Source organism: Phyllobacterium sp. MT110, assembly GCF_058792715.1.
The window spans coordinates 1,185,816-1,209,593 of record NZ_JBXAFE010000001.1; the positions used below are offsets into that span (position 1 = coordinate 1,185,816).

27 protein-coding genes are annotated in these 23,778 nt (G+C 57.7%); 5 read left to right on the forward strand and 22 right to left on the reverse strand.

Annotation, left to right across the window (positions count from 1 at the left end; translation table 11 throughout):
• Positions 1-2: 2 nt before the first annotated feature.
• Positions 3-440 carry a YqaA family protein gene (locus tag AC1Q5O_RS06205; RefSeq protein WP_464660508.1) on the reverse strand — a complete coding sequence of 146 codons (438 nt, stop codon included), beginning with the start codon at positions 438-440 and terminating at the stop codon, positions 3-5.
• Between the two features lie 31 nt (positions 441-471).
• The gene (locus AC1Q5O_RS06210) at positions 472-999 is read right to left on the reverse strand and encodes a single-stranded DNA-binding protein (protein WP_464660510.1); all 528 of its coding nucleotides are present in this window, start codon (positions 997-999) and stop codon (positions 472-474) included.
• A 435-nt stretch (positions 1,000-1,434) separates the two neighbouring features.
• Between AC1Q5O_RS06210 and uvrA the strand changes: the two genes are divergently transcribed.
• The 4 genes from uvrA to glnA all read left to right on the forward strand — a co-directional run bounded on the left by uvrA (position 1,435) and on the right by glnA (position 7,315).
• Positions 1,435-4,356, forward strand: a complete 2,922-nt coding sequence (uvrA, locus tag AC1Q5O_RS06215) for an excinuclease ABC subunit UvrA (RefSeq protein WP_403174707.1) — start codon at positions 1,435-1,437, stop codon at positions 4,354-4,356.
• A gap of 78 nt (positions 4,357-4,434) precedes the next feature.
• Positions 4,435-5,235 carry a DUF72 domain-containing protein gene (locus tag AC1Q5O_RS06220; RefSeq protein ID WP_492562146.1) on the forward strand — a complete coding sequence of 267 codons (801 nt, stop codon included), beginning with the start codon at positions 4,435-4,437 and terminating at the stop codon, positions 5,233-5,235.
• A 258-nt stretch (positions 5,236-5,493) separates the two neighbouring features.
• Positions 5,494-5,832, forward strand: a complete 339-nt coding sequence (locus tag AC1Q5O_RS06225; protein WP_008123000.1) for a P-II family nitrogen regulator — start codon at positions 5,494-5,496, stop codon at positions 5,830-5,832.
• 73 nt (positions 5,833-5,905) lie between these two features.
• A complete protein-coding gene (glnA, locus tag AC1Q5O_RS06230; RefSeq protein WP_223613278.1) occupies positions 5,906-7,315 on the forward strand; it encodes a type I glutamate--ammonia ligase in 1,410 nt (469 codons plus the stop codon).
• Positions 7,316-7,756: 441 nt separating this feature from the next.
• Here glnA and AC1Q5O_RS06235 read toward each other — a convergent pair whose 3' ends face one another.
• The 3 genes from AC1Q5O_RS06235 to crcB all read right to left on the reverse strand — a co-directional run bounded on the left by AC1Q5O_RS06235 (position 7,757) and on the right by crcB (position 10,036).
• Positions 7,757-8,551: an ATP12 family chaperone protein gene (locus AC1Q5O_RS06235; protein WP_492562147.1), complete on the reverse strand. Its 795-nt coding sequence runs from the start codon at positions 8,549-8,551 to the stop codon at positions 7,757-7,759.
• An 81-nt stretch (positions 8,552-8,632) separates the two neighbouring features.
• On the reverse strand, positions 8,633-9,622 hold the full coding sequence (locus AC1Q5O_RS06240; RefSeq protein ID WP_403174733.1) for an RluA family pseudouridine synthase: 990 nt from the start codon (positions 9,620-9,622) through the stop codon (positions 8,633-8,635).
• 36 nt (positions 9,623-9,658) lie between these two features.
• Complete coding sequence (gene crcB / locus AC1Q5O_RS06245) at positions 9,659-10,036, reverse strand: fluoride efflux transporter CrcB (protein WP_492562148.1); 378 nt, start codon at positions 10,034-10,036, stop codon at positions 9,659-9,661.
• 205 nt (positions 10,037-10,241) lie between these two features.
• Here crcB and AC1Q5O_RS06250 point away from each other — a divergent pair, with 205 nt between their 5' ends.
• A complete protein-coding gene (locus tag AC1Q5O_RS06250) occupies positions 10,242-12,020 on the forward strand; it encodes a glucan ABC transporter ATP-binding protein/ permease (RefSeq protein ID WP_223613274.1) in 1,779 nt (592 codons plus the stop codon).
• 91 nt (positions 12,021-12,111) lie between these two features.
• Here AC1Q5O_RS06250 and AC1Q5O_RS06255 read toward each other — a convergent pair whose 3' ends face one another.
• From AC1Q5O_RS06255 to rpsN, 17 genes are all read right to left on the reverse strand, one after another.
• Positions 12,112-13,422, reverse strand: a complete 1,311-nt coding sequence (locus AC1Q5O_RS06255) for a replication-associated recombination protein A (protein WP_288191595.1) — start codon at positions 13,420-13,422, stop codon at positions 12,112-12,114.
• 17 nt (positions 13,423-13,439) lie between these two features.
• On the reverse strand, positions 13,440-14,867 hold the full coding sequence (locus AC1Q5O_RS06260) for a DegQ family serine endoprotease (protein ID WP_374042635.1): 1,428 nt from the start codon (positions 14,865-14,867) through the stop codon (positions 13,440-13,442).
• Between the two features lie 98 nt (positions 14,868-14,965).
• A complete protein-coding gene (locus AC1Q5O_RS06265) occupies positions 14,966-15,388 on the reverse strand; it encodes a type II toxin-antitoxin system VapC family toxin (RefSeq protein WP_492562149.1) in 423 nt (140 codons plus the stop codon).
• Entirely contained in the window at positions 15,388-15,630 is a 243-nt protein-coding gene (locus AC1Q5O_RS06270) for a type II toxin-antitoxin system Phd/YefM family antitoxin (protein ID WP_492562150.1), read from the reverse strand. Before AC1Q5O_RS06270 ends, AC1Q5O_RS06265 begins: the two co-directional genes overlap by 1 nt.
• A 136-nt stretch (positions 15,631-15,766) precedes the next feature.
• Positions 15,767-16,195, reverse strand: a complete 429-nt coding sequence (rplQ, locus tag AC1Q5O_RS06275) for a 50S ribosomal protein L17 (RefSeq protein ID WP_223613272.1) — start codon at positions 16,193-16,195, stop codon at positions 15,767-15,769.
• 67 nt (positions 16,196-16,262) lie between these two features.
• The gene (locus AC1Q5O_RS06280; RefSeq protein ID WP_112526662.1) at positions 16,263-17,276 is read right to left on the reverse strand and encodes a DNA-directed RNA polymerase subunit alpha; all 1,014 of its coding nucleotides are present in this window, start codon (positions 17,274-17,276) and stop codon (positions 16,263-16,265) included.
• 109 nt (positions 17,277-17,385) lie between these two features.
• Positions 17,386-17,775 carry a 30S ribosomal protein S11 gene (gene rpsK / locus AC1Q5O_RS06285; protein ID WP_008124952.1) on the reverse strand — a complete coding sequence of 130 codons (390 nt, stop codon included), beginning with the start codon at positions 17,773-17,775 and terminating at the stop codon, positions 17,386-17,388.
• A 130-nt stretch (positions 17,776-17,905) separates the two neighbouring features.
• Positions 17,906-18,274 carry a 30S ribosomal protein S13 gene (rpsM, locus tag AC1Q5O_RS06290; protein WP_008124949.1) on the reverse strand — a complete coding sequence of 123 codons (369 nt, stop codon included), beginning with the start codon at positions 18,272-18,274 and terminating at the stop codon, positions 17,906-17,908.
• A gap of 211 nt (positions 18,275-18,485) precedes the next feature.
• Complete coding sequence (locus AC1Q5O_RS06295) at positions 18,486-19,136, reverse strand: adenylate kinase (RefSeq protein WP_464660524.1); 651 nt, start codon at positions 19,134-19,136, stop codon at positions 18,486-18,488.
• Positions 19,133-20,473: a preprotein translocase subunit SecY gene (gene secY / locus AC1Q5O_RS06300; RefSeq protein ID WP_492562151.1), complete on the reverse strand. Its 1,341-nt coding sequence runs from the start codon at positions 20,471-20,473 to the stop codon at positions 19,133-19,135. The genes AC1Q5O_RS06295 and secY overlap by 4 nt, the downstream gene beginning before the upstream one ends.
• A 218-nt stretch (positions 20,474-20,691) precedes the next feature.
• Positions 20,692-21,168, reverse strand: a complete 477-nt coding sequence (gene rplO / locus AC1Q5O_RS06305) for a 50S ribosomal protein L15 (RefSeq protein WP_105732698.1) — start codon at positions 21,166-21,168, stop codon at positions 20,692-20,694.
• A gap of 20 nt (positions 21,169-21,188) precedes the next feature.
• Complete coding sequence (gene rpmD, locus AC1Q5O_RS06310; protein WP_105732697.1) at positions 21,189-21,389, reverse strand: 50S ribosomal protein L30; 201 nt, start codon at positions 21,387-21,389, stop codon at positions 21,189-21,191.
• 66 nt (positions 21,390-21,455) lie between these two features.
• Positions 21,456-22,019, reverse strand: coding sequence for a 30S ribosomal protein S5 (gene rpsE, locus AC1Q5O_RS06315; RefSeq protein ID WP_105732696.1), 564 nt, complete (start codon positions 22,017-22,019; stop codon positions 21,456-21,458).
• A gap of 101 nt (positions 22,020-22,120) precedes the next feature.
• Positions 22,121-22,483 (reverse strand): 50S ribosomal protein L18, encoded by a 363-nt coding sequence (gene rplR, locus AC1Q5O_RS06320; protein ID WP_105732695.1) that lies wholly within the window; start codon positions 22,481-22,483, stop codon positions 22,121-22,123.
• A gap of 12 nt (positions 22,484-22,495) precedes the next feature.
• Positions 22,496-23,029, reverse strand: coding sequence for a 50S ribosomal protein L6 (rplF, locus tag AC1Q5O_RS06325; protein WP_105732694.1), 534 nt, complete (start codon positions 23,027-23,029; stop codon positions 22,496-22,498).
• 25 nt (positions 23,030-23,054) lie between these two features.
• Positions 23,055-23,453, reverse strand: coding sequence for a 30S ribosomal protein S8 (gene rpsH, locus AC1Q5O_RS06330; RefSeq protein ID WP_091876988.1), 399 nt, complete (start codon positions 23,451-23,453; stop codon positions 23,055-23,057).
• Between the two features lie 12 nt (positions 23,454-23,465).
• On the reverse strand, positions 23,466-23,771 hold the full coding sequence (gene rpsN, locus AC1Q5O_RS06335; RefSeq protein WP_223613268.1) for a 30S ribosomal protein S14: 306 nt from the start codon (positions 23,769-23,771) through the stop codon (positions 23,466-23,468).
• Positions 23,772-23,778 lie beyond the last annotated feature (7 nt).

Below are 23,778 nucleotides of genomic sequence, written 5' to 3' on the forward strand. Positions count from 1 at the left end.
CGCTACCAGCCGGATACAAGTGCGAATACAACGAGATACCGCACAGTCTTGGCAATGGAGACCAAGAGCACAAAACTCCAGAGCGGCTCGCGCAACACCCCGGCAATCAGCGTCAGCGGATCGCCGATCACGGGTGCCCAGCTCAACAGCAGGGTCCACTTGCCATAGCGCTGGTACCAGCCCGTGGCACGGTCGAGCTGCGCCTCGCTCGCCGGGAACCATTTGCTGTGGCGGAACTGATCGATCCCGCGCCCGAGCAGCCAATTGACCACCGAGCCGAGGACATTGCCCACGCTGGCAACGGCGATCAATGCGACGGCTGGATAGGAATGCGAGAGCAGCAGTCCGGCAAGCAACGCCTCCGACTGCATCGGCAAAATGGTTGCGGCCGCAAAAGCGGCCGCGAACAATCCGGCATACACGCCCAGATCAACAAGCATGATCAAACCGGTAAAGGCTTACAGAACAGGCTCAGAACGGGATCTCGTCGTCGAGGTCACGCGAGAAATTGCCACCTGCATTGCTGCCGCCGCTGGACGGCGAAGCGCTGGAACGGCCGAAATCCGAACCATAATCGCCATTGTCGGAGACCTGGCCCCGGCTCGAATTGTCGAACGAGCGGCCGCCGCCAGAACCGGCACCCTCGCCACGTGAATCGAGCATCTGTAATTCACCACGGAATTTCTGCAGGACGATTTCCGTCGAATAGCGGTCATTGCCGGTCTGGTCCTGCCACTTGCGGGTCTGCAGCGCGCCTTCCAGATAAACCTTCATGCCCTTCTTGAGGTACTGTTCAGCCACCTTGGCCAGGTTGTCGTTGAAAATGACGACGCTGTGCCATTCGGTCTTTTCCTTGCGCTCGCCGCTGTTCTTGTCGCGCCAGCTTTCCGAGGTGGCAATGCGCAGATTGACCACCGGATCGCCTGAACCGAGACGCCGGACTTCCGGATCAGCGCCAAGATTACCGACCAAAATTACCTTGTTGACACTGCCAGCCATAAAAATACTCCACAAAATTAGCTTTTCGATTTGGCGCCATCATACAGAAGCCGCTCATTGCGCGGGCAACTGTCTGGCTCTATCCACAAAATACTGCTCGCCTCGACCTTCAATGCCGCCAACCTCCTGACAATTCAGTGGCAACTGACACTCTCCTGACAAATCTGTCAGTAGGCTTGCACGCGCACCTATCCGTTCACTGCCCTTATCCCGTATCAGTCTGGCTTGTCAGGCATGGAACTCCCGGATTTTACGCCGGTTTTACCCTGCCCGCAATATTTGTTCTTTTTTTGTTCTATCACTTGCTCTATGGATGTCAACATGGCTATGGTGATTCCAACCCAGGTACGGCCTCGCAATCTGCTGGAAACTTTCTAAATAAGGGAAAGACTCCGGCCAGCGAGCCAGTTCCTCCCCCATAACGGCGTGACAGTCATGAGCGATCAGAAATTTATATCCATTCGTGGTGCCCGCGAACACAATTTGAAGAACATCGACCTCGATCTGCCGCGCGACAAGCTGATTGTCATGACGGGCCTGTCGGGATCGGGCAAATCTTCGCTTGCCTTCGATACCATCTATGCGGAAGGCCAGCGGCGTTATGTCGAGAGCCTGTCGGCCTATGCCCGGCAGTTTCTGGAGATGATGCAGAAGCCCGATGTTGACCAGATCGACGGCCTGTCTCCGGCCATCTCCATCGAGCAGAAGACGACGAGCCGCAACCCGCGCTCCACCGTCGGCACCGTCACGGAAATCTACGATTATCTGCGCCTGCTCTATGCGCGCGTCGGCATCCCCTATTCACCGGCAACCGGCCTGCCGATTGAAAGCCAGACCGTCAGCCAGATGGTGGACCGTGTTCTGGCACAGGATGAAGGCACCCGCCTGTTCATCCTCGCTCCCATCGTGCGCGGCCGCAAGGGCGAATACCGCAAGGAACTGGCCGATCTGCAGAAGCGCGGCTTCCAGCGCGTGAAGGTCGACGGGATATTCTACGAGATCGCCGACGTTCCGGCCCTCGACAAGAAATACAAGCACGACATCGATGTGGTCGTCGACCGCGTCGTCGTCCGCCCGGACATCTCCGCACGTCTGGCGGACAGCCTTGAAACCGCGCTCAAACTCGCCGACGGCATCGCCCTGGCGGAGTTCGCCGACAAGCCGCTGCCCGCCGACGAGACGTCCGGGGAATCCGCCAACAAATCCAAGAACGAGACGCACGAGCGTTTGATGTTCTCGGAAAAGTTTGCCTGCCCGGTTTCCGGCTTCACCATTGCCGAAATCGAACCGCGCCTGTTCTCGTTCAACAATCCGTTCGGCGCCTGTCCGACCTGCGATGGTCTCGGCACCCAGAAGGCCATCGATCCCAACCTGATCGTGCCTGATGAAAGCCTGACGCTGAAGAATGGCGCCATTGCCCCGTGGTCGAAGTCGAGCTCGCCCTATTACAACCAGACATTGGACGCCCTGGGCAGCAGCTACGGCTTCAAGCTGGGCGACCGCTGGCGCGACATCAATGAAGACGCGCAAAAGGCCATTCTATACGGCACCGGCAGCCGCGAGGTGCATTTTTCCTATGATGACGGCTTGCGCTCCTACAAGACGACAAAGCCCTTCGAAGGTGTCATTCCCAATCTGGAGCGCCGCTGGAAGGAAACGGATTCGGCCTGGTCGCGCGAGGAAATCGAGCGCTTCATGTCCGGCACGCCCTGCCCGGCCTGCGGCGGCTATCGCCTGAAGCCGGAAGCGCTGGCGGTGAAGATCGGCGGCCTGCATATCGGCCAGATCACGGAAAAGTCGATCCGGCATGCGGATGCCTGGTTCAGTGACATCGACAAGAGTTTCAACGACAAGCAGACGGAAATCGCGGCGCGCATCCTCAAGGAAATCCGCGAGCGCCTGCGCTTTTTGAACGATGTCGGCTTGGATTACCTCGCCCTGTCGCGCAATTCCGGCACGCTGTCGGGCGGCGAGAGCCAGCGCATCCGGCTGGCGTCGCAGATCGGCTCCGGGTTGACCGGCGTGCTCTACGTCCTGGATGAGCCGTCCATCGGCCTGCATCAGCGCGATAACGAGCAGCTTCTGAAGACGTTACGGCATCTGCGCGATCTCGGCAACACGGTGATCGTGGTCGAACACGACGAGGACGCGATCCTCACCGCCGACTATGTCGTCGATATCGGGCCGGCTGCCGGTATCCATGGCGGTGAAATCATCGCTTCCGGGACGCCAGCCGATATCATGGCAAGCCCGAAGTCGCTGACCGGCAAATATCTGTCCGGCGCCATCGAGGTCGCCGTGCCGTCCGAACGGCGCAAGCTGAACAAGAAGCGCATCAAGATTGTCGGCGCGCGCGGCAACAACCTGAAGAATGTGTCGGCGGAAATTCCGCTTGGCACGTTTACGGCCGTGACCGGTGTTTCCGGCGGCGGCAAATCCACCTTCCTGATCGAAACCCTGTTCAAGTCGGCGTCGCGCCGCATCATGGGGTCGCGCGAGCAACCGGCAGACCACGACCGGATCGACGGCCTGGAATTCCTCGACAAGGTCATCGATATCGACCAGTCGCCAATCGGCCGCACGCCGCGTTCCAATCCGGCTACCTATACCGGCGCCTTCACCCCGATCCGCGACTGGTTTGCCGGTCTGCCCGAGGCCAAGGCGCGCGGCTATCAGCCGGGCCGGTTCTCGTTCAACGTCAAGGGCGGCCGCTGCGAGGCCTGCCAGGGCGATGGCGTGATCAAGATCGAGATGCACTTCCTGCCCGATGTCTATGTCACCTGTGACGTGTGCCACGGCAAGCGCTACAACCGCGAAACACTGGAAGTGCTGTTCAAGGGCAAATCGATTGCCGATGTGCTCGACATGACGGTCGAGGAAGGCGCGGAGTTCTTCGCTGCCGTTCCCGCCGTGCGCGACAAACTGCAGACGCTGGCAAAAGTCGGCCTTGGCTACATCCATGTCGGCCAGCAGGCCAACACGCTGTCCGGCGGCGAGGCCCAGCGCATCAAGCTCGCCAAGGAATTGTCGCGCAAGGCAACCGGACGCACGCTCTACATCCTCGACGAGCCGACAACCGGCTTGCATTTCCACGATGTGGCCAAGCTTCTTGAAGTGCTGCATGAGCTCGTCGACCAGGGCAATACCGTGGTGGTGATCGAGCACAATCTCGAAGTCATCAAGACGGCGGACTGGGTCATCGATCTTGGCCCCGAAGGCGGTGATGGCGGCGGCGAGATCGTTGCGGTCGGGCGTCCCGAGGATATCGTGGCCGAGCCGCGCTCCTATACCGGCAGGTTCCTGAAGGAATTGCTGCAACGGCGACCCGGCAATCGCGCCCAGGCGGCGGCGGAATAACAGACAAACCCGCCGGAAACGGCGGGTTTTGTTTATGGGCCGGTTTGAATGAATACGGATTGACGGGAGGACACCATCATGACCGCAAGCGGAACGATCAGAACAGGTATCGGCGGCTGGATTTTCGAACCCTGGCGCGGCACGTTCTATCCCAAGGGCCTGTCGAAGGCCAAGGAGCTCGAGTATGCCGGGCAGCACCTGAGCACGATCGAGATCAACAGCACCTATTACGGCACCCAGAAGCCGGAAACCTTTGCCAAATGGGCAAGCTCGGTGCCGAACGGTTTTATTTTTTCGGTCAAGGGCAACCGGTTCGTCACCAATCGCCGTGTTCTGGCGGAGGCTGGCGAGTCGATGGAACGTTTCATCAAGTCCGGCATCGCCGAACTTGCCGACCGGCTCGGACCGCTGCTCTGGCAGTTTGCCCCGACCAAGAAATTCGATGCCGAAGATTTTGGCGCCTTCCTTGATCTCCTGCCGGAGAAGGAAGGCGGTATTGCCCTGCGTCACGCGGTCGAGGTGCGCCATCCCTCGTTCATCGATCCCGATTTCATCGCGCTCCTGCGCCAGAAAAATGTCGCCGTGGTCTATGCCCATCATTTCGACTACCCCGAGATCGCCGATGTGACTGCCGATTTCGTCTATGCCCGCCTGCAGAAGGGCGACGATGCCGTCGAGACCGCCTATCCCGCCAAGGAGCTCGATCAGTGGGCAAAGCGGGTTAAACTTTGGGCAAAGGGCGATGCGCCGGATGACCTGCCGCTAGCCGCTCCCTTGGTCAAACCGGACAAGCAGCCACGCGATGTTTTTGCCTATTTCATCCATGAGGGCAAAGTGCGCGCGCCGCAGGCAGCCCAGGCGCTGAAGGACCGTCTCTGACGATTGGCAAGTCAAGTCGAAGGCCATGCAGCATAAAAAACAGGCAGATTGATTATAATTTAATCATAGCTGCCTTTTTCTGAATGTTTGTTGCCGTGGCTAAATGGCAGGGAGTTCAGAAAACTCCCCGCTCTGTCATCGGTAAAATCCCATTCCTCGAATAAATTCGCTTTAGGGGTCGACTTGGCATGCTTCCTGCTTTTTGTTGTGCAAGCGGGCAAGAGGTCCGCTCGCCATACATAGGGAGTTTATTCTCTGATGAAGAAAATTGAAGCCATCATCAAACCATTCAAGCTGGATGAGGTGAAAGAGGCACTGCAGGAAGTGGGGCTTCAGGGCATTACCGTGACGGAAGCCAAGGGTTTTGGCCGCCAGAAAGGCCATACGGAACTGTATCGCGGCGCTGAATATGTCGTCGACTTCCTGCCAAAGGTGAAAGTCGAGATCGTTCTGGGCGACGAGTCTGTCGAAGCAGCCATCGAGGCGATCCGCAAGGCCGCACAGACCGGCCGTATCGGCGATGGAAAGATATTCGTTTCCAACATCGAGGAAGTCGTGCGCATCCGTACCGGTGAATCCGGTATCGACGCCATCTAGTCCTGCTATCCCATTGCCGGTGCTCCCGCACCGGCCCATCCGCTATCATCGTCGCTGAACAAGGAAAATTGACATGACGACTGCAAAAGACATTCTCAAACAGATCAAAGACAATGATGTAAAATTCCTTGACCTTCGCTTCACGGATCCGAAGGGCAAGCTGCAGCACGTGACGATGGACGTCGCCGAAGTCGACGAAGACATGTTTGCCGATGGCGTCATGTTCGATGGTTCCTCCATTGCCGGCTGGAAGGCCATCAACGAATCCGACATGGTTCTCATGCCTGACACCGACACGGTGCACATGGACCCGTTCTTCGCGCAGTCGACCATGGTCATTCTCTGCGACATTCTCGACCCGATCTCCGGTGAAGCCTACAACCGCGACCCGCGCGGCACCGCCAAGAAAGCCGAAGCCTACATGAAGGCGGAAGGCGTCGGCGACACCATCTTCGTTGGCCCGGAAGCTGAATTCTTCGTCTTCGACGACGTGAAGTACAAGGCCGATCCGTACAACACGGGCTTCAAGCTCGACTCCACCGAACTGCCGTCCAACGACGACACCGACTACGAAACCGGCAACCTTGGCCACCGCCCGCGCGTCAAGGGCGGTTATTTCCCGGTTCCTCCGGTCGATTCCTGCCAGGACATGCGCTCGGAAATGCTCACGGTTCTGACCGAAATGGGCGTTCGCGTTGAAAAGCATCACCACGAAGTGGCGGCAGCACAGCATGAGCTGGGCATCAAGTTCGACGCCCTCACCCGCAACGCCGACAAGATGCTGATCTACAAGTACGTCGTGCATCAGGTTGCCAATGCCTATGGCAAGACAGCCACCTTCATGCCGAAGCCGATTTTTGGTGACAACGGCTCGGGCATGCACGTGCACATGTCCATCTGGAAGGATGGCAAGCCAACCTTCGCCGGCAATGAATATGCCGGTCTGTCGGAAAACTGCCTGTTCTTCATCGGCGGCATCATCAAGCATGCCAAGGCCATCAATGCCTTCACCAACCCGTCGACCAACTCCTACAAGCGTCTGGTCCCAGGTTACGAAGCTCCGGTACTGCTGGCCTACTCCGCCCGCAACCGTTCGGCGTCCTGCCGTATTCCGTTCGGCTCCTCGCCGAAGTCGAAGCGCGTTGAAATCCGCTTCCCGGATCCGACAGCCAACCCCTATCTCGGCTTTGCCGCGATGCTGATGGCCGGTCTCGACGGCATCAAGAACAAGATCCATCCCGGCCAGCCGATGGACAAGGATCTCTATGATCTTCCTGCCAAGGAACTCAAGAAGATCCCGACCGTCTGCGGTTCGCTGCGTGAAGCGCTCCAGAGCCTCGACAAGGATCGCGGCTTCCTCAAGGCCGGCGGCGTGTTCGACGATGACCAGATCGACAGCTTCATCGAGCTGAAGATGGCCGAAGTGATGCGCTACGAAATGACCCCGCATCCCGTCGAATACGACATGTACTACTCGGTCTGACGGGACCGGTCTGTCGACAGGGAAACCCCGGGCATGCCCGGGGTTTTTCATTAGACCAAGGTATGGTCTTTAAAATTCGCGGAAGAATGATATATTTGCCTTGGAGTGAGAGGCGAGCTTTCGCCCGCCTCCCTCTTCCTAGATGATGAATCGAACCCGGAGCAAGATTTGCAAGCCTGTCCGGGTTCTTTTCATTTCCAGGGTGATGACAAGCGGTTTAAACCACATCGCTTCACCTCCAAGTTCAAAGGCAAGGCCATTGCCATGGTCGAGAGGCCCGTCTTCTCGATGCACTGCTTGCTCAGTACTTGCTGCTTCGCCCTTGAAACCCTGTATTGAAATTATTGCGCTCAGTTTTGGTGAAAGCAATAAACGTACAGTTGAATCAACGCGATACGGGAAAGTTCTGATAGATCTTGGATAAAAATTCGGCTTCTTTGATTAAGAGCCGGAGAGCGCCTGAAGCACCTTCACGGCGGCAACCATCTCGCGCTCACGCAAAGCCCGCCGGGCTGATGCTTCCGCATCTTCGCCCCACTGCTCGATGGTCCAGTCTTCATCGACATGCGCCAGCATCCAGGCTTCATCGCCGGTGATACGGCCCTTTGCCACGGCAAGCGCCAGAATGGCCGATCCGGTCAGAGTCGTGATCGTGTGCAGGGCGGCAACGGTAAAGGCATCCCTGAATTGCCCGAGATGCACGCCGAGCGCGGCAAGCGTCTCGCGCGGCTGTTCCACATGCATGACGCCCTCGGCAAGGACGAAACGTGCGCCGAGATCGGAGGCAGCCCAATCGACAATGGGATCCCAGAGTTCCGTCTGGCGCTTGACCAGCCGTTCGGGCGAACCCGCGCGGTAGCACAGCATGTCCGAGGAGGCGAAACGCAGCACGTCCTCCAACACGACCTGGGGATCGCTGACAATGCCATCGATCGCCGTGTTGGCCAGACGGGTGGCAGGCATGCGCGCCGGGACGATATCCTTGTCCTGCGCCGCAAATTCATCGGCAATCATCTGCGCCAAAGCGCGGTTTGGCAGCAGCAGATCCTGCCGTGCCGGCGTCTTGACGCGTTTGCCATCCAGTTCAACGGCAAACTGACCATCCCGCTCCGCAACCGCTACTGCGTTGTAGAACCGTTTGGGAAACGGCAGGTTCGACTGGACCTGCGCCCGGCGCACCGGATCTGCATCCGACGGACCGTCCGGCGTGTCCATGTTGAAAAGATCATTGTTCATCGTCATCGTCCGTAAGCCTTGCCGGATTGCTGCAACCGCCGATTTTCCCGACCGACAGCCACACCTTGCAATCGGCCTGTTCTAATTCTCTTCGTCGCCGTCACTTTCGTCGAGACCCAGAAGGTTCCACGTCTGCACCATATGCGGTGGCAGTGGTGCCGTGACATCGATGATCCCGCCCGACGGATTGGGAATGCGGATACGGCGCGCGTGCAGGTGCAGGCGGTTCTGGATACCACCGGGGAAAGACCAGTTAGTGTCGGCCTCGAAATATTTGGGATCGCCGATGATCGGGCAGCCGATATGAGCGGCATGGACGCGCAACTGATGCGTACGGCCCGTATAGGGCTCCATTTCCAGCCAGGTCAGCACCTGCCCGGCGGATTCGATGACCCGGTAATAGGAAACCGCGTGATCGGAGTCCGGCTCCCCGTGCTGGGCAACGCGCATCCGGTCGCCATCGGGCGTTGTTTCCTTGACCAGCCAGGTCGTGATCTTGTCCTCGCGCTTGCGTGGAATACCCTTGACCAGTGCCCAGTAGGTTTTCTTGGTTTCGCGCTCGCGGAACGCCGCGGTCAAAGCCTGCGCGGCACCGCGCGTGCGCGCAACCACGAGAACGCCCGACGTATCACGGTCAAGCCGGTGCACAAGCCGGGGTTTTTCACCCTTCTTGTTGCGCCAGGCTTCCAGCATGTCGTCCACATGGCGATTGACGCCGGAACCGCCCTGCACCGCCAGGCCAGCCGGCTTGTTGAACACGAAAACCTTGGGATCTTCGTAGAGCAGCATCTGGGAGAGGACGTCACCATCTTCCCGGCCGCGAATGCTCTTGCCGGTCAGATGCTGGCCTTCAGCCTTGGCGTCCACCTGCAATGGCGGAATGCGCACGGTCTGGCCAGCCTGTAGCCGCGTATCGGACTTGGCGCGCGAGCCATCCACCCGGATCTGCCCGGACCGCAGCAATTTCTGCAGGTGTCCGAAGCCCAATCCCGGATAATGTACCTTGAACCATCGGTCGAGGCGCATTTCCGCTTCGCCGGTGTCAACTGTCTTCTGCTCTACCACTGCCATAAGTCATACCTTGTCTAATCAGGCATGCGCTTAGCACTAAGCGACCGCTCTTGCGAGCCATAATCCGAAAAACAACGCCCCAATGCTCAAGATGACGCTCGCAAGCACATAAAGCAGCGTGAAAAGTGCTTCTCCGCGGTTCCACAGCAGCGCAACGTCGAGCGAGAACGAGGAAAAGGTGGTGAAGCCGCCCATAATGCCAACCGCAACAAACAGGCGCAGCTCGGTGGAACCGTTGAAACGCCGGGCCAGAAGCTCAATGAACAGGCCCATCAGCAATCCGCCGGCCACATTCACGGTCAGCGTTCCCCAGGGAAAAGCCATGCCAAAAATCCGGGTCATCAGCACGCCGACGAGATATCGGGCAACCGAACCGATAGCTCCGCCTGATGCAACCAGTAATATTGCGTTCACTTTGCCTCACCTCCGGCAGTTTATTCTATGAAGTCAAATATTTGACTCATCACGGGACGTTAACAAACGTAGAAAAATGTTCCTTGAACAGACGCGGAACTGACACAACTTTAGAGCATTGAATATTGCAGCGCACAAGCACCTCATGCAGAGTCAAAAATTGAGGAATGTGCGCAGAAGCGGGCATAACGAGCGGAGTGGCAAAGTGTCATTGATACAGATCTATTGGAAATCTCTCCAATATCTTGGGGCGGAAAAGCGTGCAACCACGTTTATCTGCCTGGTCAACGTTGCGTTGGCCCTGACCATGCTGTTTGAGCCCGTACTTGTGGGCCGCGTCATTCAGGCTATCTCGACCAAGACAGCCATATGGCCGCCTCTGAGCCAGCTGGCTGGTGTTGGTTTGTTCCATATCGTCGCCAACGTTCTGGTTTCGCGTGAAGCGGACCGGCTTGCGCATCGCCGCAAACTGTCGGTGCTGACGGAATCGTACAACCGCGTGATCAGCATGCCGCTCGCCTGGCATCATCAGCGCGGCACATCCAACGCCATGCACACCCTTCTGCGCGCGATTGAAACCCTGTTCAGCCTCTGGCTTGAATTCATGCGCACGCACCTTGCCACCACCGTTGCTCTGGTCGGGCTTGTTCCGCTGGCTTTGGCCCAGGATTGGCGCCTCGCTTCGGTTCTGGCCGTGCTTGGCGTCATCTATGTCATCGTCAGCCGTGTTGTCACAGCCAAGACCAAGGACGGTCAGGCTCAGGTCGAGCGTCATCATATCAAGGCATTCAGCCACGTGACCGACTCCATGGGCAATATCTCCGTCCTGCAGAGCTATAACCGCATCGACGAAGAAACCCGTGCCTTGCAGTCCTATACAAAGCAGTTGCTGGATTCGCAGTATCCGGTTCTCAACTGGTGGGCCCTGGCTGCCGGTATCAACCGCATGGCGTCCATCATTTCGATGGTCGTCATCCTGTTCCTCGGCTCCTATTTCGTCATGCACAACCAGATGAATGTCGGCCAGGTTGTTGCCTTCACCGGCTTCGCCGCCCTGCTCATCGGCCGTCTCGATCAGCTCAGCGCCTTTGTGAACCAGATCTTTGCTGCCCGCGCCAAGCTGGAAGACTTCTACGAAATGGAAGATTCCGCTGCCTACCAGGCCGAACCGAAGGCCGTGCATGACCTCGACAACATCAGCGGCGAAGTCGAATTCCAGAACGTGTCGTTCGAATTTGCCAAGTCCACACAGGGCCTGAAGAATGTATCGTTCAAGGCGAAAGCCGGCCAGACGGTCGCCATCGTCGGTCCGACAGGCGCAGGCAAGACGACGCTGATCAACGTTCTGCAGCGCGTCTACGATCCCAAGGAAGGCCGTGTGCTTGTCGATGGCATCGATACCCGCACGATCAGCCGCCGCTCGTTGCGCAATGCAATCGCCACGGTGTTTCAGGATGCAGGCATGTTCAACCGCAGCATCGAGGAAAACATCCGCGTCGGCCGTCCGAAGGCTTCGGACGAGGATGTTGCGGCAGCGGCGGCAGCAGCCGATGCCAGCGACTTCATCCTGTCGAAGTCAGCCGGTTTCGACACGATGGTTGGTGAACGCGGTTCGCAGCTTTCCGGCGGTGAACGCCAGCGTGTTGCCATTGCCCGCGCCATCCTGAAGGACGCACCGATCCTCGTTCTCGATGAGGCAACCAGTGCGCTTGACGTCGAAACCGAGGCACGCGTCAAGGCGGCGGTCGACAAGCTGTGCCAGAACCGCACGACCTTCATCATCGCCCACCGCCTGTCGACGGTTCGCGACGCTGACATCGTGCTCTTCATGGATCACGGTGAGATCGTCGAGTCCGGCAGCTTTGACGAGCTGGCACATCAGAACGGCCGCTTCACGGCGCTGCTCAAGGCCGGTGGCCTGAAGCTGGATGATGACACGGCAAACGTCACGCCCTTCCCGCGCAAGCCGCCGGAAGCCGCGTAAGCCTGAAGATGATCAACCCGATAAAAAGGCCGCTTCCGATGAAGCGGCCTTTTTCTTGATTCCAGTCGGACGTGCAGACGCCAGGCGCGCGCTATTCGCCGCGCTCGACCCTCAGCCGGTTCCAGTATTCGATCCGTTTGCGGATTTCGCGTTCGAAGCCGCGCTCGGGCGGATTGTAAAAGGTCTGGCGGCCAAGCGCGTCGGGAAAATAGTTCTGCCCGGAAAATGCATCCGGCTGGTCGTGGTCGTAGGCATACCCCTTGCCGTAGCCCTCACCCTTCATCAGCTTGGTCGGCGCATTCAGAATATGCTTGGGCGGCACAAGCGAGCCGTTTTCCTTGGCCGTGCGCATGGCCGCAGCAAACGCCGTATAGACCGCGTTCGATTTGGGAGCTGTCGCCAGATAGACGCAGGCCTGCGCCAGGGCGAGTTCGCCCTCGGGTGAACCGAGATAGTCATAGGCATCCTTGGCCGCATTGCAGATGACCAGAGCCTGCGGATCGGCGAGCCCGATATCCTCACTTGCCATCCGCACCAGACGCCTGCCGATAAACAGCGGGTCTTCCCCCGCATCGAACATGCGGCAGAGATAATACAGCGCCGCATCGGGATCGGACCCGCGCACGGATTTGTGCAGGGCCGAGATCAGATTGTAGTGCCCGTCCTGCCCCTTGTCATAGACAGGGGCGCGGCGCTGCACGATCTGCTGGACGCGCTCGACATTGAAGATTTCGCCCGTGCGGGCCGCGCGCCAGACTTCCTCGGCCAGTGTCAGGATCGCCCGGCCATCGCCGTCCGCCATGCGCACCAGGCTCGCCCGCGCTTCCTCGTCCAGTGGCAGCGGCTTGCCTTCATGTTCCTCGGCGCGCTGCATCAGCGCCATCAGGCTGGCTTCGTCGTGCGGATGAAACACAAGGACGCGCGCACGTGACAAGAGAGCGGCGTTGAGTTCGAAGGACGGGTTTTCCGTGGTCGCACCGACGAGCACAATCGTCCCGTCTTCCATGACAGGCAGAAACGAATCCTGCTGGGCACGGTTGAAGCGGTGAATCTCGTCGACGAACAACAGGGTCTGGCGGCCCGACATTTTGCGGGCGCGGGCCATGTCAAAAACCTTCTTCAGGTCGGCAACACCGGAAAAAATGGCCGATATCTGTTCGAAGGCAAGATTGGTCTCACCCGCAAGCAGCCGCGCCACGGTGGTTTTACCCGTTCCGGGCGGTCCCCAGAAAATCATCGAACCCAGCGAACCGGATTCGATCATGCGCGTCAGCGCGCCTTCCGGTCCGGTCAGGTGCTCCTGGCCGGTGACTTCGCCAAGCGAGCGCGGACGCAAACGGTCAGCAAGCGGCCTGCTCCGGTCCGAAGCCGGATCCTCCTTTGCTGCAAACAGATCCGTCATTGTCCCATCTGCCTCATCTATCGAATGATCTGCCGGATGATTGCACCATCCCGCTCGAATTCAAAGCGCCACAGGACCGGCTTGGTTGCCATCACAGTCGCCAGATCGGCAGCGGTCGCAATATCACGACCATTGACCTTGCGCACGATATCGCCGGGCTGCAAGCCGATCCGTGCTGCCGGTGTATTGGCAAAAATCTTTTCCACCGCAACGCCGGTCGTTTCCGCCGACAGGTGCAGTCTTGTCGCGCTGCTGGGCGTGAGTGTGATGACCTGCGCGCCGGAAAGCGGATTCTTGCCCTGGATCACCGTCTTGTTGGCGGGATCGTCCGGCCGCGGCTTTTCCAGAACGAGGGAAATCACCTTCTCCTTCGACCGGCTCAAGACATTGAGCTTGACGGTCTTGCCGATCCCGGCAGTCGACAGGCGGTAACCCAGGCCGTCGAAATTCTCGATGCGGAAATCATCAACCGCCAGAATCACGTCACCAACCTGCAGTCCGCCTTTCTCAGCCGGTCCATCCTTGGCAACATTCGTGACGAGCGCGCCATAGGGCTGCTTCATGCCCAGGCCTTCGGCCACATCGGACGTCACGTTCTGGAAGGTTGCGCCGATATAGGGGCGCTCGAACTTGTCGCCGCCTTGCTTTGCCGTTTCAACCACTGCCCGCACCATATTCGACGGGATGGCGAAGCCGATCCCCACCGAACCGCCGGAGCGGGAAAAGATCGCCGTGTTGATGCCGACAAGCTTGCCATCCATGCCGATGAGCGCACCGCCGGAATTGCCGGGATTGATCGCCGCATCCGTCTGGATGAAGAAATCGAAATCCGAAATCCCCACCCGGGTACGTGCCTGCGCCGAGACGATGCCGCTGGTGACGGTCTGGCCCACGCCAAAGGGATTGCCGATGGCAAGAACCAGATCACCCACTTCAACCTTGTCCGAATCCGCCAGCTGCAGGATCGGCAATTGCTCCCCGGCCTCGATCTTGAGGATGGCGAGATCCGTTGATTCATCCTTCAGGAGAATGCGCGATTCAAACTCGCGGCCATCCGAGAGGGCAATCTTGACCGTTTCCGCATCGCGGATGACGTGGTTGTTGGTGACCACGATGCCCGAGGCGTCGACGATAACGCCGGAACCGAGCGATGACTGGATGCGCGGCGGGCCATTGAACTGGCCGCCAAAGAACTGCTCGAAAAACGGATCACCGGCAAAAGGCGAACGCTGCTGCACTTCCCGCGCCGCATAGACGTTGACGACCGCCCCGGCAGTCTGCTTGACGAGCGGCGCAAACGACAATTGTGTATCGACACGTGATGCCGGAACCTGCTTTGCCGTATCGGCCGCCGTCTGCGCATGCACCGGGACGATCATGGCCGAAACGAGTGCGGAGGTGACGAGCAGCGCCCGGGCCGATTGCGCGATTTTGGAACAACTCATGTCGATCTCCCGAACTGATGAATCAGTGAAACGTGTTAACCCAATGTGCTGAATTTCAACGCGGATACCAGCCATGAAACAAAGCAAATTTGAGACATTCAAAGCAGCTTCGTCATTGCGCCCATATTCTCGCCCGCTTCAGCAAATTTGCGGTCCAGGGTATAGATGGTGGCGCCGTGATGAATAGCAACCGCCAGATGGAGCGCACCACCCGCTCTTACCCCTGACACATGGCGATCTGCGATCTGAGCAGCAGACCGAAACATCAATGCCGTGATTGGCAGTGTTTCAAAGGATTCGCTCACGAGACGATGAAAGGCGGCAAGAGAACTGTTGCGATGCTGCACCTGCAGTTGCTGGGTGCGTACCTTGAGCGACAAGGCTGACGAGAACTCGGTGATTGTCCAATCGCTCACGGCCATTTTTTCGTTGTGCTGGCTTGCAAGCCAGTCAAGCACGCGTGCTGTCTGGCTTTCTGATGTCAGCGCAGCGACGAGAACGGATGTGTCGAGGTAAAGCATCAATAGCGGTCTTGATCACGCATCTCGCGGACAAAGTCACCCCCCGAGACCGGCTGTTCCGGCATATTTTCCGTGAGCTGTCGCAATGCCGCTATATCGATCGGCTTGCGCGGCGCGCCGGCTGGCACCAGTTGGGCTACCAGTTTGCCCCGGCGCAAAATCTGCACGGTCTCTCCCGCTACGACCTGATCGATCAATTCGCTGAGATGCGCTTTCGCTTCAACAAGATTGACTGTGCCCATCGGGCTCTCCTGACCATTTAACTAGTCATATATAGCGTCAATACAGTCCGATTTCAACGATGCGAAAGTCGAGCAAAAACAGAAAAGGGGCCCGCAAAGGCCCCTGTCCCAAAATCATCGATGCGGAAGCGCTGGATTATGCGGCTTCGGCTTCGTTTGCCTGTTCGGCAGCAACGCGGGCCAAATCCTTGGAACCCTTGGCGCTGACATCGCGGTCAACGAATTCGACAACGGCGAGCGGTGCATTGTCACCGGTGCGGAAGCCTGCCTTCATGATGCGGATGTAACCGCCGTTGCGCTGACCGTAGCGCGGAGCAAGCGTGTCAAACAGCTTTGCTACGAGCTTGGCATCGCGGATCGCCGAAATGGCCTGACGACGGGCGTGCAGATCACCGCGCTTGCCGAGCGTGACAAGCTTTTCAACGATGGGACGAATTTCCTTGGCCTTGGGCAGCGTTGTAACGATCTGCTCATGCTCAATCAATGATGCAGCCATATTGGCAAACATCGCCTTACGATGGCTGGCAGTCCGGTTAAGCTTGCGGCCTGAATTACCGTGGCGCATGAGCCTTCTCCTTCAATTTCTCAGTTCGGGCTCATTGCCCGGGCTTGGTTGTCGGGCAGAGCCCGGATTAATACTGGTCTTCGTAACGCTTCGCGAGGTCTTCAATGTTTTCTGGCGGCCAGGATGGGACTTCCATACCGAGATGGAGACCCATGGAAGCCAGAACTTCCTTGATTTCGTTCAGCGACTTGCGACCAAAGTTCGGTGTGCGCAGCATTTCTGCTTCTGTCTTCTGAATAAGATCGCCGATATAGACGATGTTATCATTCTTCAGGCAGTTTGCCGAGCGTACGGAAAGTTCGAGTTCGTCGACCTTCTTGAGCAGAGCCGGATTGAACGCAAGTTCAGTGACCTGTTCCTGCTGTACTTCCTTCTGCGGCTCGTCAAAGTTGACGAAGATCGCCAGCTGGTCCTGCAGGATGCGTGCTGCATAGGCAACGGCATCTTCGCCGGAGATCGAACCATCGGTCTCGATGGAAAGGATCAGCTTGTCATAATCGAGAACCTGTCCCTCGCGGGTGTTTTCGATCTTGTACGATACTTTGCGAACCGGTGAGTAGAGGCTGTCAACCGGGATCAGGCCGATTGGCGCATCTTCTGCACGGTTGCGGTCAGCCGGAACGTAGCCCTTGCCGGTGTTGACGGTGAATTCCATGCGGATTTCAGCGCCTTCGTCCAGCGTGCAGATAACGTGTTCCGGATTGAGGATTTCGATATCGCCAACCGTCTGAATGTCGCCAGCCGTCACAACGCCTGGGCCTTCCTTGCGGACGACCATGCGCTTGGGACCGTCGCTTTCCATGTGGATCGCGATTTCCTTGATGTTCAGGACGATATCCGTCACATCTTCACGAACGCCGGGGATCGACGAGAATTCATGCAGAACGCCATCGATCTGTACGGCAGTCACGGCAGCGCCGCGCAGCGAAGACAGAAGCACACGGCGCAGAGCATTGCCGAGCGTCAAGCCGAAGCCGCGTTCAAGCGGCTCGGCGACGACCGTTGCCTTTGTCTTCGAGCCGGAGGTCTGAAACTCGACCTTGTTCGGCTTGATCAGTTCTTGCCAGTTTTTCTGGATCATCTAGTTTTTCCCTATCCTTGCCTTGCCACCATCCAATCGTGGCAATGAAGCGTGGAAACCGCAGAGGAGCTGAATGTCAGCTCATGCGGCCAAATCTTGTCGAAACAGATTAGACGCGGCGACGCTTGCGCGGGCGGCAGCCATTGTGCGGGATCGGTGTCACATCGCGGATCGACGTGATCGTGAAACCAGCAGCCTGGAGCGCGCGCAGAGCCGATTCACGGCCGGAGCCCGGTCCGCAAACTTCAACTTCGAGCGAACGCATGCCATGTTCCTGTGCCTTCTTGGCACAATCTTCAGCAGCCATCTGTGCAGCGAAAGGCGTGGATTTACGCGAACCCTTGAAGCCCTGCGCACCGGCGGAGGACCAGGCAATCGCATTGCCCTGCGCATCCGTGATGGTGATCATCGTGTTGTTGAATGTCGAATTAACGTGGGCAACGCCCGACGAGATATTTTTACGCTCGCGGCGGCGAACGCGTGTGGCTTCCTTGGCCATAATAGTCCTTTCAGTTGATCTCGACGCCTCCGTATTTCCAGAGGCTCCACCATGGTTTCAGTTAAAGTGCGAAACCAGCACTTGTCTCTGCAACAGCAGAACCGGCGCAGCGAACCGCGCCGGCGTGATCTTACTTCTTCTTGCCGGCGATTGCCTTGGCAGGACCCTTGCGGGTACGCGCATTGGTATGCGTACGCTGACCGCGAACCGGCAGGGAGCGGCGATGACGCAGACCGCGGTAGCAGCCCAGATCCATCAGACGCTTGATGTTCATCGAAACTTCACGACGCAGATCACCCTCAACGTGGTAATCGCGGTCGATCGTTTCACGAATCTGCAAGACTTCGGCATCGGTCAACTGATTGACACGACGCTCCGCAGGAATGCCGACTTTCTCGACGATTTCCTGTGCAAACTTTTGACCAATCCCGTGAATGTACTGAAGCGCGATAACAACGCGCTTGTTCGTCGGGATGTTGACGCCAGCAATACGAGCCACGTCTGTTCTCCTTGTTAACCGGCAGAGCTGGGCAGTCAACGCGACCGGCCAGATGACGGGATGAAAATGATATCCGGGACAAACACAAACGATCAGCCCCGAACCTGCTTTACCGGATCGGCGCCGATCGCTTCATATCCAAGCGAATTTCCGCCGTCTTTGAAGGAATCGCTTCGAAAAGTCAACTCCTCCCGTACATTTTTGTCGGAATCTAAAGTTCCGCCAAAATCTTTTCGATCGATTTGGTGACTTCTTCGAAGTCCGCCATGCCATCGACCTTCTTCAACTTGCCCTTGGCGTAGTAATAGCCGATCAGGGGCGAAGTCTGCTTGTAGTAAGCCTCGAGCCGCGTGCGGACCGTTTCAGCATTGTCATCGGGACGCCGCTTGAATTCCGTCGAACCGCATTTGTCGCACACGCCCGGTACCTTGGGCTGCTTGTTGGTGTCGTGATAACCGGTGCCGCACTTGGCACACGTGTATCGACCCGAGATCCGCTCGACGAGCACATTGTCGTCGACCTCGAGCTCGATGACGCAATCCAGCTCAAATCCCTTGTCCGACAACATCTCCTCGACCGCATCCGCCTGGACGAGTGTCCGCGGATAACCATCGAGAATGAAGCCATTGGCTGCATCGGGCTGATCAATGCGCTCGGAAACGATCGCATTGACGATTTCGTCGGATACCAGCTTGCCGGCATCCATCACAGCCTTGGCGCGCAAACCGACATCGGTTCCGGCTTTGACTGCATCCCGCAACATGTCCCCGGTGGAGAGCTGCGGTATCCCTAGTTTTTCTACCAAGCGCTGAGACTGAGTTCCCTTACCTGCCCCCGGTGGTCCGAGAAGTATTAATCTCATCTGTTCCGCTTCCCTCCACGGAGCTTAGACTTCTTGATAAGCCCCTCATATTGATGCGCGATCAGGTGACCCTGGATCTGTGCAACCGTATCGAGCGTAACGCTCACGACAATCAGCAGCGATGTACCGCCGAGATAGAAAGGAACGCCAGCCCAGGAAATCAGGAACTCCGGCAGCATGCAGATCAACACGAGATAGGCTGCGCCAAGAACTGTAATGCGGGTCAGAACGTAGTCGATATATTCGGCTGTGCGTTCGCCGGGGCGAATGCCGGGAATAAAGCCGGAATGCTTCTTCAGCTGATCGGCCGTGTCCTTCGGATTGAAGACGAGCGCCGTGTAGAAGAAGGCAAAGAACACGATCATCGCGGCATAGGACGCCATATAGAGCGGCTGGCCATGGCCGAGCGAGGAAAGGATCGTCGTCGCCCAGCCGGGAAGACCTTCACTCTTGGCGAAGCCGGCAATGGTCGCAGGCAACAGCAGCAGCGAGGACGCGAAGATCGGAGGAATGACACCCGCTGTATTCAGCTTCAGCGGCAGGTGCGACGTATCACCCTGGAACATGCGGTTGCCGACCTGGCGCTTCGGATACTGGATCAGCAGGCGGCGCTGCGCGCGTTCGACAAAGACAATGATACCGATGACGGCGATGGTCAGGATGATGATCGCCAGAATGACCGGAGTCGACAGGGCGCCGGTACGGCCGAGTTCCAGCGTGCCGGAAATCGCCTGCGGCAGGTTGGCGACAATACCGGAGAAGATGATCAGCGAAATACCGTTGCCGATACCGCGTGCCGTGATCTGTTCACCCAGCCACATCAGGAACATGGTTCCGCCGACGAGCGTGATAACGGTGGAAAACAGGAAGAACGGTCCGGGACTGGTGACGATACCCTGACTTCCCTGCAGGCCGACGGCAATCGCATAGGCCTGCACCGTTGCCAGAAGCACCGTGCCATAGCGCGTATACTGATTGATGACCTTGCGGCCCTGCTCTCCGTCCTTCTTCAGCTGTTCCAGAGCCGGGATGACCGAGGTCATCAGCTGAACTATGATCGATGCGGAGATGTAGGGCATGATGCCCAGGGCAAAAATCGCCATGCGGGCCACGGCACCGCCGGCGAACATGTTGAACATGCCGAGGATGCCCTGCGCCTGATGGTTGAAGGCCTGGGCATAGGCGCCGAGATTGATACCCGGAAGCGGGATGTAGGTGCCAAGCCGGTAAACCAGCAATGCCCCAAGTGTAAACCAGATGCGCTTTTTAAGCTCTTCAGCTTTGGAAAAAGCAGAGAAATTAAGATTGGAGGCGAGCTGTTCAGCGGCTGATGCCATAAGTAGTCTCCGGTCTGCGCCCGTCAGGCACTGACGGTCCTACCCAGATATGTGCCGTTACTGCGCCGTGCTTTCCCAAAACGTGCAGGGAATGCATCAACACTAAGATTTACCCATCATATTTACCAAAAGAATGATGCGGGATTGTTTTGGTAAATATGATCGGGGAAGACAAGATACAAGCGGCGACCCGGAGGGCCGCCGCTCATTCAATAGAATTATTCTGCAGCCGCTGCAACAGCAGGAAGCTTGACCGAACCGCCAGCCTTTTCGATCTTTTCGATCGCGGCCTTGGAGGCACCGGCAACTTCGATCGTTACCGCAGTTGTGATGTCACCACCGGAAAGCAGACGGACACCGTCCTTGGCGCGGCGGATAACACCGGCAGCCTTCAGGGTTTCAATCGTGATCGCAACCTTGGCATCGAGCTTCTTGGCATCGATGGCAGTCTGGATACGGCCAACGGATACTTCATTGAAGTTCTTCATGAAGATGTTGGTAAAGCCGCGCTTTGGCAAGCGGCGGTAAACCGGCATCTGGCCGCCTTCGAAGCCGTTGATGGCAACGCCGGAACGCGACTTCTGGCCCTTCACACCGCGACCGGCAGTCTTGCCGGAGCCGGAACCGATACCACGGCCAACGCGCTTGCGCGCTTTGGTGGCGCCTGGGTTTTCACTCAGATCATTGAGTTTCATTTGATCAATCTCCGGAGTTCTTAAGCCTCGTCCACAACGCGGACGAGATGCTGAACTTTCGCAATCATGCCACGGACGGAAGGCGTATCTTCCAGAACCCGGCGACGATGCATCTTATTGAGGCCCAGGCCGATCAGCGTTGCGCGCTGTTCTGCCGGACGGCGGATAGGGCTGCCGATCTGTTCGACCGTAACCGTCTTACCCTTCTTCTTCTCAACCATGACTTATATCCTTTAGTCTACAGCTAGCGGGACCGAGATCCCTGCCCTGCTGCGCCAGCTTCTGGCCTATTCTTCCGAACCGACCACGTCGCGGCGACGAGCCTGCAGTGTGGAGTACTTGATACCGCGCTGGGCAGCGATGTCCTTGGGGTGCATCTGGTGCTTCAAGGCATCGAATGTCGCACGAACCATGTTGTATGGGTTCGACGAGCCGAGCGACTTGGCAACAACGTCCTGTACGCCCAGTGTCTCGAAGACAGCGCGCATTGGACCGCCGGCGATGATACCTGTACCAGCTGTGGCTGCACGAAGCAGAACCTTGCCGGCGCCATGACGGCCTTCAACATCGTGGTGAAGGGTACGGCCCGAACGCAGCGGTACGAAAATCATTTCGCGCTTGGCGGATTCGGTTGCCTTGCGGATGGCTTCCGGCACTTCGCGCGCCTTGCCATGACCGAAACCAACGCGACCCTTCTGGTCGCCAACGACGACGAGAGCTGCGAAACCAAAACGCCGGCCGCCCTTGACGACCTTGGCGACGCGGTTGATGTGAACAAGCTTGTCAACGAATTCGCTATCGCGCTCTTCGTTGCGGCCGCGATCCTCGCGGTTCCGTTTTTCCTGTGCCATGCTCCTAATTCCTTTTTCTTTTCCGGTAGCACGAATGATAGTAACGAAATCCGGCTTGCAGGAGACAAGCTCCTGCAGTTCCGGATTTCGGATGTCTTGCCTTAGAAGCTGAGACCAGCTTCGCGAGCAGCTTCAGCAAGCGCCTTTACACGGCCGTGGTAAATATAGGCGCCACGATCGAAGACAACTTCCTTGATGCCAGCCTTGACGGCGCGCTCTGCAACGAGCTTGCCGACGAGTGCTGCTGCACCCTGGTCTGCACCGGTCTTGAGCTGACCCTTCAGGTCAAGATCAAGTGTCGATGCGGATGCAATTGTATGTCCACGCGCATCATCGATGATCTGCGCATAGATATTCTTTGAAGAACGGTGGACGCTGAGCCGCGGACGGTCACCGGCAACCGCCTTGAGCTGGCGGCGAACACGCGCAGCGCGACGCTGAATAATTTCTTTCGGCGATGCCATGACACGAATTCCTTACTTCTTCTTACCTTCTTTGCGAACGATCTTCTCGCCCGCATATTTAACGCCCTTGCCCTTGTAGGGTTCTGGACCACGATATTCGCGGATCTCAGCGGCGACCTGGCCGACCTGCTGCTTGTCGATGCCCGTGACGACGATTTCCGTCGGCTTCGGTACAGCAACTGTGATGCCAGCTGGTACGTCATAGATCACTTCGTGGCTGAAACCGAGCGACAGCTGCAGGTTCTTGCCCTGCATGGCCGCACGATAACCAACGCCGTTGATCTCAAGGCGCTTTTCAAAACCGTCCTTAACACCTGTGAAGATGTTGACGATCATCGTGCGGCTCATGCCCCACTTCGACCGGGCGGTCTTGCTGCTGTCACGCGGATCAACGCGAACGGCATTATCTTCGAACTTGACCAGAACTTCGTCGTTGGCGACAAAGCTCAGTTCACCTTTGGGGCCCTTGGCCTTAATGGTCTGGCCGTCAACGCTGGCTGTTACGCCTGGCGGGACTGCCACTGGTTTTTTACCGATACGAGACATTTTTCAAACCTTTTCAAGCCAGCGGTTAGAATATACGGCAGAGCAATTCGCCGCCGACATTCTGTTCACGTGCCTCGTGGTCTGCCATCACGCCCTTCGGCGTCGACAGGATCGAAATACCAAGACCGTTAGCAACCTGCGGAATCGACTTGACCGAAACGTAAACGCGACGGCCAGGCTTCGAAATACGGGTAATCTCACGGATTACAGGTACGTTCTCAAAATACTTCAGTTCGATTTCGATCTCGGACTTGCCGTTTTCAAAATCTACCTGGCTGTATCCGCGGATATAACCTTCAGACTGCAGAACATCCAGAACGCGTGCGCGCAGCTTGGAGGCAGGTGTGGAAACCTTGCCCTTTTTGCGCATGATGGCGTTGCGGATACGTGTCAGCATATCGCCGAGAGGATCTGTCATAGACATCCGTCTTCTCCCTTACCAGCTCGACTTCACGACGCCGGGCACCTGGCCGAGCGAACCCAGCTGGCGCAATGCGATACGCGACATTTTCAGTTTGCGGTAATAACCGCGTGGACGACCGGATACTTCGCAACGATTGCGAATGCGAACCTTGGTCGAATTCCGTGGCAGTTCTGCCAGCTGGATTGTCGCGCGGAAGCGCTCATCCAGCGGAAGCGACTGGTTCATCACGATTGCCTTCAAACGGGCACGCTTTGCAGCATACTGCTTGACGAGCAAACCACGGCGCTTGTTCTTTTCGACTGCGCTAGTCTTTGCCATTTCAAAT

Excerpts from the sequence above, each read along its gene's own strand:
- AC1Q5O_RS06205 (WP_464660508.1), bottom strand. The coding sequence starts at position 440 with ATGCTTGTTGATCTGGGCGTGTATGCCGGATTGTTCGCGGCCGCTTTT.
- AC1Q5O_RS06210 (WP_464660510.1), bottom strand. The coding sequence starts at position 999 with ATGGCTGGCAGTGTCAACAAGGTAATTTTGGTCGGTAATCTTGGCGCT.
- uvrA (WP_403174707.1), top strand. The coding sequence starts at position 1,435 with ATGAGCGATCAGAAATTTATATCCATTCGTGGTGCCCGCGAACACAAT.
- AC1Q5O_RS06220 (WP_492562146.1), top strand. The coding sequence starts at position 4,435 with ATGACCGCAAGCGGAACGATCAGAACAGGTATCGGCGGCTGGATTTTC.
- AC1Q5O_RS06225 (WP_008123000.1), top strand. The coding sequence starts at position 5,494 with ATGAAGAAAATTGAAGCCATCATCAAACCATTCAAGCTGGATGAGGTG.
- glnA (WP_223613278.1), top strand. The coding sequence starts at position 5,906 with ATGACGACTGCAAAAGACATTCTCAAACAGATCAAAGACAATGATGTA.
- AC1Q5O_RS06235 (WP_492562147.1), bottom strand. The coding sequence starts at position 8,551 with ATGAACAATGATCTTTTCAACATGGACACGCCGGACGGTCCGTCGGAT.
- AC1Q5O_RS06240 (WP_403174733.1), bottom strand. The coding sequence starts at position 9,622 with ATGGCAGTGGTAGAGCAGAAGACAGTTGACACCGGCGAAGCGGAAATG.
- AC1Q5O_RS06255 (WP_288191595.1), bottom strand. The coding sequence starts at position 13,422 with ATGACGGATCTGTTTGCAGCAAAGGAGGATCCGGCTTCGGACCGGAGC.
- AC1Q5O_RS06260 (WP_374042635.1), bottom strand. The coding sequence starts at position 14,867 with ATGAGTTGTTCCAAAATCGCGCAATCGGCCCGGGCGCTGCTCGTCACC.
- AC1Q5O_RS06265 (WP_492562149.1), bottom strand. The coding sequence starts at position 15,388 with ATGCTTTACCTCGACACATCCGTTCTCGTCGCTGCGCTGACATCAGAA.
- AC1Q5O_RS06270 (WP_492562150.1), bottom strand. The coding sequence starts at position 15,630 with ATGGGCACAGTCAATCTTGTTGAAGCGAAAGCGCATCTCAGCGAATTG.
- rplQ (WP_223613272.1), bottom strand. The coding sequence starts at position 16,195 with ATGCGCCACGGTAATTCAGGCCGCAAGCTTAACCGGACTGCCAGCCAT.
- AC1Q5O_RS06280 (WP_112526662.1), bottom strand. The coding sequence starts at position 17,276 with ATGATCCAGAAAAACTGGCAAGAACTGATCAAGCCGAACAAGGTCGAG.
- rpsK (WP_008124952.1), bottom strand. The coding sequence starts at position 17,775 with ATGGCCAAGGAAGCCACACGCGTTCGCCGCCGCGAGCGTAAAAATATC.
- AC1Q5O_RS06295 (WP_464660524.1), bottom strand. The coding sequence starts at position 19,136 with ATGAGATTAATACTTCTCGGACCACCGGGGGCAGGTAAGGGAACTCAG.
- secY (WP_492562151.1), bottom strand. The coding sequence starts at position 20,473 with ATGGCATCAGCCGCTGAACAGCTCGCCTCCAATCTTAATTTCTCTGCT.
- rplO (WP_105732698.1), bottom strand. The coding sequence starts at position 21,168 with ATGAAACTCAATGATCTGAGTGAAAACCCAGGCGCCACCAAAGCGCGC.
- rpmD (WP_105732697.1), bottom strand. The coding sequence starts at position 21,389 with ATGGTTGAGAAGAAGAAGGGTAAGACGGTTACGGTCGAACAGATCGGC.
- rpsE (WP_105732696.1), bottom strand. The coding sequence starts at position 22,019 with ATGGCACAGGAAAAACGGAACCGCGAGGATCGCGGCCGCAACGAAGAG.
- rplR (WP_105732695.1), bottom strand. The coding sequence starts at position 22,483 with ATGGCATCGCCGAAAGAAATTATTCAGCGTCGCGCTGCGCGTGTTCGC.
- rplF (WP_105732694.1), bottom strand. The coding sequence starts at position 23,029 with ATGTCTCGTATCGGTAAAAAACCAGTGGCAGTCCCGCCAGGCGTAACA.
- rpsH (WP_091876988.1), bottom strand. The coding sequence starts at position 23,453 with ATGTCTATGACAGATCCTCTCGGCGATATGCTGACACGTATCCGCAAC.
- rpsN (WP_223613268.1), bottom strand. The coding sequence starts at position 23,771 with ATGGCAAAGACTAGCGCAGTCGAAAAGAACAAGCGCCGTGGTTTGCTC.